We start from the raw sequence: 11,575 nt of genomic DNA, 5'->3' as shown, positions 1-11,575 counted from the left end.
TTTAAAAGGTAAATTCAATACCAAATACGTAGTTTTTATTCAACGGATATACCTTTCCGTTACCATTTTGCTTCATTGGGGAAGTCAATCCCGGAGCAGTTTCGTTACTACCCCCAGCCCATGTATTTACCTGATTCAAGGTTTCAGGATCGAATACGTCCGGCAAATTGTCAATCGTGAAGAGATTATCACAAGTGAAATACACTTTCAAGTTCTCCAATCCCATCTTCTTAACCAGTTTAGGCTGGAAGTTATAAGAAATCATCAAGTTTTTGAGTCGCATATAAGCTGCGTTCAATAAATAACGTGAAGTGTTGTAACCTACGTTCGCATTATATTCAGGACTGTCGGGTTTTGTCAGACGCGGCAGGTAAGCCCCCGGGTTGTACACATTATAATAATCCAAATGTTCTTTAAAGAAGTTGGAATCACCGCTAAACAGATAAGTACTTGCAGCCATCGGGAAATCACGTTTCATGACTCCCTGGAACAATGCGGAAACTTCAAAACCTTTATAACCGGCATGTAAGTTCAGACCGAAGGAGTAACGAGGAGTCGTATTACCGATAATTTTCAAATCACCGTGATCTTTCAATGTACCCGAACCCGGATCAATTTTACCATCACCGTTCGAATCGATATATTTCAAATCACCACGTTGCCAATCCTTATTCGGTTTGAAGAAAGACATGTCTACTCCTCTCAGATATTCATCCACTTCCTGGTTGGTGAGAAACAGATCATTTGCTTCATATCCCCAGATTTCACCTAAATCCATTCCCTGGTAATAACCTTTGTTACGAACCAGACCGGTGTGGTTGTTATAAATCAATCCTTCCGGATTATTGTATTTGGTTACCACTGCTTTGTAGTCAAAGATATTGAAACCGATTCCATAACTGAAACCATTCTTCAGCTGGTCAGACCAGTTAACCGACAATTCCCATCCACGGTTACGTAGTGTTGCATTATTTACTTTAGCACGTTGGTCAACAGCAATACCGCCAATATCAGGAATTGCTTCAGCCGGGCCAATCATGTCTTTGGTCGTACGTTGGTAAATATCCGCCGTAATCGTCAAACGATTGTTAAGCAAAGTCAGGTCGAAACCTAAGTTGGCATTATCCACTTTTTCCCATGTAATGTACGGGCTTACCATAGAAGGTGTTAAAGCGACTGTACCACGTACCGGAGTAGCCGAAGTGACACCGGAAAGCAACCATGCATTTGAATAGTCCGGTCTCAATGTCATGAAGTTCAGATAATCATATAGTCCGGCTCCATTCTGATTGCCTAAACGTCCGTAAGACAAACGCACTTTCAACTGTGAAACAGGCAAGCTCCATTGCTTGAAGTAGTCGGTACGGGCAATGTCATAACCGGCAGAGAAAGAAGGGAAAAATCCCCAACGATTGCCGGAAGCGAAACGTGACGAACCATCATAACGTCCGCTAAATTCCAGAAAATAGACATTCTGGTAGTTCCAGTTCAAACGGGTATAGAATCCCATGGTTGCCCAATGGTCACGCGCTTCACTATTATAGGCTTTTCCGTTTGCATTGTCAAAAGAGAATGTATCATCGCTCATCACTCCGTCTTTATACGCATACATGCTTGAGTTTTGCTGCACTTCCATCTGGAAACCGGCCATTGCCTTAAAGAAATGGTCACCCCATTGATTCGTATATGAAGACGACACACTGGGAGACAAATAATAGTTGAATTGATTTCCACGAGTCATTGATCCCCACAAAGAATTCGAATATTCGATACCGGGATAAGAATATCCCTGCCGGGGAGCGGTAACATTCTCTATGGTTCCGTCGGGCCGTGTGGTACGGGGCTGCTTCTGCAAGAATTCATCATTCTGCACATCAAAACGAACTTTCATCTCTCCGATAATGTCCCAGCCTTTCAGAGGCGTAACAGTAGCTGCAAAAGTCATGGCATCAGAAATGCGGTTCTGCGAATAGCCCACATTGTCCAGATACAAAGCTTCATTCCATGAAGGAAGATTATAAAGCCCGGAAATAGGAACTTCAGTCACCATATTAGGCTGCGAACGAGCTATCTGATGATAAAGAATAGACATATCGGGGAGCGGGCGGGAAATCAGATTCAACGTGATATTGTTATTGAAGTTAAACTTCAACCAGTCATTCGGCTTGATCTGAAATTTGGTATTCACGTTGTATTTATCCAGAGAGTCTTCTACACGATCCAGCAAACCACCCTGGTAAGTATAACCCAGACCGACATAATAAGTCACTTTGTCCGATCCACCGGAGATACTTAGATTGTGTGAATGACGCAAAGATTTGTTTTTATAGAAATAATCAAACCAGTCGGTATTGGCATACTGCGATTCACCGCCACGCCAACCGGTATTCTCCTGATTGGCGGTAATACCGAGCAGACCTTCACCATAGGGGTTCTGCAAAAACTGATTCATCAAATCAATAGTCTCCTGTGAGAAGTATGGAGACTCACCAATTGCCGAACGGTACGCATTTTTATAATTGGCAAACTCTACAGAGTTCATCATCTCGGGCATGTTGATAGGTGCACTCATACCCACAGAACCGCGATAAGTCACCCGGGCTTTATCCTGTTTACCGCTCTTGGTCGTTACTAACACCACACCATACGCAGCACGAGCACCATACACGGCTGCTGCAGAAGCATCTTTCAATACACTGATACTTTCTATATCGGCAGGATTTACATTCTGCAAGCTCTGTTCCACACCATCCACCAATACATAAGGCTCTCCACCATTAATAGAACCGATACCGCGAATATTAAATTTGATTTCTCCGCCAACTTCACCACCGGTACCGCTTTCAGAAGCATCCGAAGCAAAGTTCAAACCAGCCACATTACCTTGTAAGGCGCTGGTTACATCCGTCACAGGACGGGTAGCGATTGCATCCGCATTAACTGTTGCTACAGCCGCTGTAATAGTATTACGTTTCTGTGTTCCCATACCGACTACCACCACTTCATCTAAAGTTTTGGAGTCTTCCTTCATCACGAACCGATTTCCTGTTAGCTTAGTGATTTTCACTTCCAAAGGAGCATAGCCCACATAGCTGACAGTTATCGTTGTACCTACTTTACCGTTAATTTTAAAGTTTCCATCCAAATCGGTAATGGTACCATCAGTAGAACCTTTCACCATAACGGTTGCTCCGATTACGGACTCGCCACGTTCGTCTACCACCTTACCAGTGATAGTGCCCTGTTGAGCAAAGAGCTCCACAGGGAAGAACAGTAAAAGCATTGAAAAGAGACACACCAGTTGCATCCTAATCTGCATTTTCTTCATAACATTATATTAAAGTTAATACTAAAAGTTTTTTTGAGTTCCATTTGCCAATAGCCCACACTATCCGGCATTGAAATACACCACAAAAATAGATTGATTGGCAGAATGGCGAGTTCATAAAATCGCCAAAATGTTTCCAAAAACATCCATATTCCGTTTTTGAACGTCTTTGTGGCGGTTTTTGGAAATATTTCTTTTGTTTTAGCGGAATTAATCATACTTTTGTTTCACTAATCTCCCCTTAATAATCTTGACTGATGAAAAAAAAGTATTTGGATAAAACACTTTTTCTGCTTACTGGCTTTTCTTATCGTAGGCACATTTCCAGCAATAAGTATAGGTAACCATTACGACTTTAAACTGATTGGTTCCCAAAACGGAATGCCGTCTATCATCAGCTGTATCTATACCGAACAAAAGGGATTCATCTGGATCGGTACTCCGACAGGACTAATCAGATTTGATGGAACGGAACTCAAAAAGTACACCGCACAACCTGATAATGAAAATTCCCTGCCTAACGACAGTATCCTGCAAATTATTGAAGATAATCAGCAGACAACCTGGATACTGACCACCACAGGAATCGCCCGTTATTCTCTTATTCACGACAACTTCTTTATCCCCAAACTAAATAATCAGCCCATCATTGCCAAATCGATCTGCAAAATAGCAGACGGGCTTCTGTTCGGAGGGATCAACAAGATATATAAATATTCTTATGCCACCAACACGATTTCTCTCATACGGGAATTCAAGACCGACGAGCCGTTCATTATACGATCCATACAAATGTGGAAACCCGATACCATATTGTGTCTAAGCTGGCAACAGGGAATACTGCAAATGAACCTCAAGAATTTCGAGATAACCCCATTTCCTTTCCAATACGGGAACGACAACGTAGGAATCATCATAGACTCCCAACAAAGAATATGGCTGTCAACCTACAACAATGGCGTCAAGTGTTTCTCCGCCCAGGGAAAATTGATAGCCAGCTATACCACTCAAAACTCCCGTTTGAGCAGTGACATCGTATTGTGCATGACCGAATTCAAACAAAAAATATGGATGGGAACAGACGGGGGAGGTATCAATATCCTCGATCCCACAACCGGCAATATTACCGTACTCGAACATATCTCCGGAGATAATCATTCCCTTCCCACAAATACAATACTCTGCCTGCATAGCGACTCTGCCGGAAATATATGGGCGGGAAGTAAACGTGAAGGGGTTATCAACATTCGTGAAGTATCCATGAGAACTTACACTAATGTTGTGTTAGGGCACAACAAAGGATTAAGTCAAAGTACGGTATTACAACTATATCAGGAACCGGCTTCCGAAGAACTCTGGATCGCTACGGACGGAGGAGGTATCAATAAATTCATTCCTTCTACAGAAACATTTGTGCACTATCCCGACACTTGGGGAGACAAGATGGTCTCCATCACCGACTTCACACCCAACGAATTGTTAGTATCTGCCTTTTCCAAAGGTATCTTCATATTCGATAAAAAGACAGGAAAGAAGCGTCCTTTCGCTATTATGAGCCCTTCATTAGAGCATCACATCCGCTATAGCGGACAGCCAATCAACTTATACCGGGATACTCCCAATTCGATCTTAATATTAAGTTCGCCTCCTTACCGCTACCATACTTCCACCCGGCAACTCACTCCTGTCCCTTGTGCCAAAGAAGTGAAAATAAAAGGCTTGTTGAGTTCCATTGGATATGATTCCACTGCCATTTACCTGAACGATCCTTATAATATATATAGACTGGATCGTAAAAAAGACACAGTGGAGATATTTGCAAGTGCTCCACAGGGATTCTTCAATGCTGTATCCAGGGATGACAAGGGCGTATTCTGGATTGCAGGCACCCGTGGCCTGTACACCTATCACCCTGATACCCGCAAATTCGAAAGAATTCCTACCACCTTATTTAATGAAGTAAATACCGTGTTATGCGACAATAAAGGAAAAGTGTGGATAGGAGCTGAACAGAAACTCTTTATATGGCTCACCGATACCAAACGTTTTGTATGGTTCGGAGAAGCGGATGGAATTTCCCCCAATGAATGCTTGGCCGAGCCCCCGTCTCATTTCCCCCCAAAGGCAACATCTATATGGGAGGTGTAAAAGGATTACTATGTATCAATGCAGACACTCAAATAGAAAAGAGTAGTGACTCTCCGGAAATACGCCTTGCCGAACTAACCATAAACGGAGAGAACAGGATGTATCAGCTCAATCAAGACAAGATATCCATCCCCTGGAACAGTAAAAACATTAAGATCCGTGTCATGACTTATGGTGCGGACATTCTCCGGCTCAAAGTCTATCATTTCCAAATGGGAGACCTTAAAACCGAAGGCTACAACCCTGAATTGATGATCCCATCTCTTGCTCCGGGAAGTTATCCCATCATGGTGAGCTGTAACACACAGGAAGGAAATGAAACAACTCCCCAGTTTCTTTTCACATTAAACGTACTGCCACCCTGGTACAGAAGCTGGTGGTTCGTTTCTCTCTGCATCATTGCTTGCATAGGCATTGTGGTACAAATTGTTTTCGTTCTGCTTCGACGCAAAGAAAACAAGATGAAATGGATGATGAAAGAACACGAGCAGAATGTGTATGAAGAAAAAGTTCGTTTTCTGATTAATATCAGCCATGAACTGCGAACTCCGCTCACACTCATATATGCCCCGCTAAGCCGCATATTAAAGACACTTCCTTCTACAGATGCCATTTATCCACCGTTGAAGAATATACATAAACAGGCTCAACGGATGAAAGATCTTATCAACATGGTGCTGGACGTACGTAAGATGGAAGTAGGAGAAACCAAGTTGAAACTCCAAGCCTATCCATTTAACTCATGGATAAAGGAGATTGGTGCCGATTTTACGGACGAGGGAGCTGCCCAGGAAGTGCAAATAGATTATCAGCTCGACGACAGCATAAAAGAGGTGGTATTTGACAAGGGTATGTGTACAATCGTAGTCACAAACTTATTGACGAACGCACTGAAACACAGTCCTAAAAACACAACCGTCACTATCCGTACCAGCAAAAATGACTCATACGTCCGTGTTTCCATTTTGGATCAGGGAGAAGGTATGCAAGAGGAAGACATGGAGAAAGTATTCATCCGTTTCTATCAAGGCAAGCAGGAAATTGGCGGTAGCGGAGTCGGACTTTCATACGCCAAGATGCTGGTAGAATTGCATAAAGGTAAAATCGGAGCCATGAACAACGAAGCGGGAGGAGCCACTTTCTTCTTCGACTTGCCTTTGGGATTGGAGTCGGGCGAAGTCATCTGCCAGCCGAAACCTTACATCAATGAATTGATTACACCGGACGTAGATCATGAGATCAACGCTCCCGAGACACTCGACTTCTCTACGCAGAATTACACAGTGCTATTGGTAGACGACAATCATAACCTGACAGATTTCCTCTCCAAAGAATTGAAATCCTTATTCAAAGCAATTTATATAGCACATGATGGCCAGAAAGCTTTCGAAATAGCGCAAAAGCAAGTTCCGGATATTATAGTGAGCGATGTGATGATGCCGGTTATGAATGGATACGAACTGTGCAAAGCGGTAAAAGAGAATATCGGCATCAGTCATATTCCTGTGATTCTGCTCACGGCACGCAATGATGAACAGAGCCGACTGTATGGGTATAAAATCGGGGCGGACGCTTATCTGGGAAAACCTTTTGAGATAGACACTCTTGTTAAGATTATACAGAACCGGCTATACAACCGGGAGCAAACGAAAGAGCACTATCAACATATAGGCAACTTCCCTCAACCGCTGGAGAGTACTTTCAGCCAGGCGGATGAAACGTTCTTGTTAAAGTTTAACAAGCTCATTTCCGAGAATATCAGCAATCCGTCTTTAGATATTCCTTTTATCTGCAGAGAGATCGGAATGAGTAAAACATCTCTTTACAACAAGTTGAAGGCTATCACCGATATGGGGGCAAATGACTATATCAACAAATTCAGGTTGGAGCAAGCCATTACTCTGATAAAAACCACCGATCTGACATTTACTGAAATATCAGATCAGATAGGTTTCACTACTTTACGTTATTTCAGTACTGCATTCAAACAGTACACAGGCTTGACGCCCACGCAGTATAAAAATGAATGCAGGAGTGAGAATAAATAAGATATTCTCACTTAAATAAGGTAGTATTACTAATTAGAGTAGGCCCTCATCTGCAAAGCTGAAAAATCCGTCTTCACAAACGATGACGTGATCTATCAGACGGATATTCATCGTTTCCGCCGCTTTATGGATATGCTCTGTCAAACTCCTGTCCGGTTGGCTGGGATGAATATTTCCCGAAGGATGGTTATGCACCACCGCGATTTGTGTAGCTCTTTGCAGCAATGCTTCCCGGAGAATGGTGCGCACATCGGTATAAGTTCCGTCTATGCCACCAGTACTTATACGTACCTTATCAATTAGTTTGGTTGCCTGATTCAATAGGAGCACCCAGAATTCTTCCTGTTCCAAGTCACACATGATCGGTTGGAAAATATCATAGATATCTTTTGAGCAAGTGATTCGAAGTCTCTCTTTGGTTTCTTGCAGCTTTCTTCGTTTGCCTAATTCCAAGGCTGCCATCACTGTAATGCTCTTTGCGGGTCCCATACCTTTGAAAGAGGAATAGTCACACACTTCCCATTTTGCCAATGAATTCAGATTGTTATCACAAGACAGGAGCAGGCGTCTCATCAATTCGACAGCACTTTCTTCCGTATTTCCGGAGCCAATCAATATAGCGAGTAGTTCGGCATCACTCAATGCGGCTGCTCCCTTCTCCATCATTTTTTCCCGTGGGCGGTCTTCCAGTGCCCACTGGTTGATGGATAGTTTGTGTTTACTTTCCATTATTAATCAAATTAAGTCACAAAGATACTCCTATATAACTGAAAAAATGAATTTTGGAAGCTATAAGTCTATTTTTAGAATCCCTTTACTTCCAAATATCGTAGTTTTGCGCTATCAAGATTAATATATAAACATCTAATAAATATGAAAAAGAGAATAAGCATCTTATCCATCTTACTACTATTAGGAATGACAGTATACGCTCAAACGGATATCCCGCAGGTGATTCCCTCCTTACAACATTGGAATGGGGCAAAAGGCAAACTGACACTACCGGAAACAGGAAAGATTATAATCGCTCCGGAAGCAGAAAGCCTGTTGAAAGAAACTGCGGAAATAATGGCAAAAGACTTAAAAGATATGTTCGGCTGGAATTATCAGGTAACCTCCGGAAAACCGAAAAATCATTCTATCTATCTGTCAGTGAAAAAATCGCCTTCATCATTGGGAGAAGAAAGCTATGAACTGGATATACGCAACCATGTAACCATCGAAGCCTCCACCGTAAAAGGAGTATTCTGGGGAACTCGCACACTGTTGCAAATGATCCATAACCAGCCTTTTGGACTCATGAAAGGAAAAGCATTGGATTATCCGCAGTATGCTCACCGCGGACTGATGATTGACGTAGCCAGGAAATTTTTCACAATGGACTATTTGCAGGATTACGTAAAAATTCTCTCGTTCTATAAAATGAATGAACTGCAAATACATCTGAATGATAATGGTTTCGTTGAGTTTTTCGATAATGACTGGAACAAAACATACGCCGCCTTCAGATTGGAAAGCGACCGTTTTCCGGGACTCACATCCAAAGATGGTTCCTACACCAAAGAAGAATTCCGCAACTTCCAGCAAATGGCCGCACGATATGGAATCAATATCATCCCAGAAATTGATGTTCCGGCACACTCACTCGCTTTCACTCATTACAATCCGATACTGGCAGCCGACAAAAAAGAATATGGTATGGATCATCTCGACCTCTATAAAAAAGAGGTATATGATTTCCTTGATACTTTGTTTGACGAATATCTCTCGGGAGATCACCCGATATTTGTCGGACCGGACGTACATATCGGCACTGATGAGTACAACCTCAAAGAAGCGGAACAATTCCGCTATTTCACTGAATACTATCTGAAGTATATCACCAAATATGGAAAAAATCCGCGATTATGGGGAAGTCTGAAACACATGAAAGGAAATACCCCCGTAAATCTGAAAGGAAAAACGGTCAATGCATGGAATTATAGCTGGCTAGACTTAGAAACCGCACTGCAGGAAGGAGCCAAAGCGATTAATACATGCGATGCATTTCTATATATCGTACCAGCCGTGAATTACTACCATAACTTTCTGGATCATCAATGGATATATGAGAGTTGGTCACCACGAATGATGCAAGAGGGAGAAATGATAGAGCAGTCTACTAATTTATTAGGAGCCATGTTTGCTGTATGGAACGACCGTGTCGGAAATGGAATCAGCCAACAGGATGTACATATACGCACCTTTCCTGCCATGCAGGTTATGAGCGAGAAACTTTGGAAAGGAGAAAACACAAGAAACATACCGTTTGAAACCTTCGAAACGTGGTGCAGGACAACACCGGAAGCACCGGGCGTAAATCTACAGGCCAGCATAGATGACAGAAAAGACCTAACGCTTTCCGGCCAGGAAATTATCCTGCAAGGTAACGACTCGGTTCTTACCTCTATACCCGAAATCGGTTATCCATATAGTGTGGAATTTGAAATCTACGCAGATCCAAAGCCCAATATCGATGCGGTCTTATTCAAAGGTCCCCATTCTGTTTTCACCGCGAACTGGCAAAATACGGGTAAATTCGCATTCTCGCGCGACGGCTATGAATTCATCTTCCATTCCTATCGTTTGCCTGTGGAAAAATGGACAAAGGTTCGTGTAGAGGGAGATGCCAAAGGGACCTCACTTTACATAAACGGAGAGCTACAAGAACGTTTGGAAGGACGAATCGGTGTAGTTTACAATCAGAAAAGCCTGCGTAAAGACAGCATTTGGTATCAGGAAACACTTATCTTCCCATTGAAACAGATAGGCGACAAATTGCTGGGGTTTAAGGGAAGAATAAGAAATGTGATTTGCACTCCACTAAATGAAAAAAGATATAGCCTATAAAAATTTCTTCGATTGCATCCATTACTTTTTTTCCATGAAAGTATAACTTGTCTGACACCCGGGTGTCAGACAACATTCCTTTTAAACAAAAATAGGAATGGTAATAGGCAAATAAAAAATGGATTACTTATAAAAATTCTTTTGGAAAGCCTCAAACTCATCCTTCCCTCTGATACAACGCTGCCACCATGCGCGCCAAAAGCCTGTACCATAGCCGATAAGCTGTATAAATGCGGCGGCAATGGAATAAACGCCAATAGACAGACTTTTATTCTGAATAGTAGAATCAATGCATACGAGTAATGCATAGAGAATGATAGGCGTGAAACTGAAGAGGCAGAAGGGGGTTCCTAATAATAGAAGCGCCACTCCCAATGTAAATACGGCTGGAAGCAAATGCACCAGTTTCAGAGAATCCGGATATTTCTTATAAAGATTAATACGGGCAATGCCGGAGTTATGCACCTGCTTGAAGAATTTTTTCAAGTCAGTCCGACGTTTATGATATACCCAGGCATCAGGAAAAAGACGACAAGTGTACCCATTCTTAAAGATACGGATACTGAAATCAATATCCTCCCCAAAACGCATCTTTGAAAAACCTCCCAAAGCCTCGTACACTGCCCGGCGAACTCCCATATTAAAACTACGGGGATAGAATTTGTCCATCTTCTTTTTTCCGCCACGGATACCTCCGGTCGTGAAGAAAGAGGTCATGGAATAGTTAATTGCCTTCTGAATATCAGTGAAAGAATCGTGTGCACGGTCGGGGCCACCAAAAGCATCGGCAGGAGAAGTGGTGAGCTCCTTCTCTACCGCATCGAAGTAGCCTTCGGGAAGGATGACATCAGAATCCAATATAATAAGGTATTCGCCTTCGCTACGTTCTGCTCCGTAATTACGGGTTTGTCCCGGACCGGAATTGGGTTTAGAGAAATATTTTATATTCAACCGATCTGCATACCGGTCTACTACTCCTTTACAGGGAATGGAAGAACCATCTTCAACAACAACAACCTCAAAACCCTTAAAGTGTTGTACAGTAAGACTTTGCAATAATTCATCCACTTCATCGGGACGATTATAAACGGGAATTATGACGGAGTAACGCATATCAAAAACGGGATATAACTATTTGATATGCAAAGTAAGACAAAAAAAA

The 11,575-nt window shown here is 42.4% G+C and carries 4 protein-coding genes and 1 pseudogene; 2 read left to right on the top strand and 3 right to left on the bottom strand.

The features are described 5' to 3' along the window. Position 1 precedes the first annotated feature (1 nt). A complete protein-coding gene (locus HMPREF9010_RS10285) occupies positions 2-3,328 on the bottom strand; it encodes a SusC/RagA family TonB-linked outer membrane protein (RefSeq protein ID WP_004299744.1) in 3,327 nt (1,108 codons plus the stop codon). A gap of 276 nt (positions 3,329-3,604) precedes the next feature. Between HMPREF9010_RS10285 and HMPREF9010_RS26780 the strand changes: the two are divergent. After that, positions 3,605-7,524, top strand: a pseudogene (locus HMPREF9010_RS26780) (response regulator). 33 nt (positions 7,525-7,557) lie between these two features. Here the strand turns inward: HMPREF9010_RS26780 and radC are convergent. Further along, positions 7,558-8,253 carry a RadC family protein gene (radC, locus tag HMPREF9010_RS10300; RefSeq protein ID WP_004299741.1) on the bottom strand — a complete coding sequence of 232 codons (696 nt, stop codon included), beginning with the start codon at positions 8,251-8,253 and terminating at the stop codon, positions 7,558-7,560. Positions 8,254-8,397: 144 nt separating this feature from the next. Here radC and HMPREF9010_RS10305 point away from each other — a divergent pair, with 144 nt between their 5' ends. Next, positions 8,398-10,413: a family 20 glycosylhydrolase gene (locus HMPREF9010_RS10305; RefSeq protein WP_004310642.1), complete on the top strand. Its 2,016-nt coding sequence runs from the start codon at positions 8,398-8,400 to the stop codon at positions 10,411-10,413. Positions 10,414-10,536: 123 nt separating this feature from the next. On the opposite strand, the gene HMPREF9010_RS10310 is transcribed toward HMPREF9010_RS10305, so the two are convergent. Then, complete coding sequence (locus HMPREF9010_RS10310; protein ID WP_004305053.1) at positions 10,537-11,526, bottom strand: glycosyltransferase; 990 nt, start codon at positions 11,524-11,526, stop codon at positions 10,537-10,539. Between the last annotated feature and the right edge of the window lie 49 nt (positions 11,527-11,575).

This window comes from Bacteroides sp. 3_1_23 (assembly GCF_000162555.1).
Taxonomy (GTDB): Bacteria; Bacteroidota; Bacteroidia; order Bacteroidales; family Bacteroidaceae; genus Bacteroides; species Bacteroides ovatus.
This window is presented reverse-complemented; position numbering and strand designations above follow the sequence as displayed.

Coding starts and splice junctions, on each gene's coding strand:
- HMPREF9010_RS10305 (WP_004310642.1), top strand. CDS start 8,398: ATGAAAAAGAGAATAAGCATCTTATCCATCTTACTACTATTAGGAATG.
- HMPREF9010_RS10285 (WP_004299744.1), bottom strand. CDS start 3,328: ATGAAGAAAATGCAGATTAGGATGCAACTGGTGTGTCTCTTTTCAATG.
- radC (WP_004299741.1), bottom strand. CDS start 8,253: ATGGAAAGTAAACACAAACTATCCATCAACCAGTGGGCACTGGAAGAC.
- HMPREF9010_RS10310 (WP_004305053.1), bottom strand. CDS start 11,526: ATGCGTTACTCCGTCATAATTCCCGTTTATAATCGTCCCGATGAAGTG.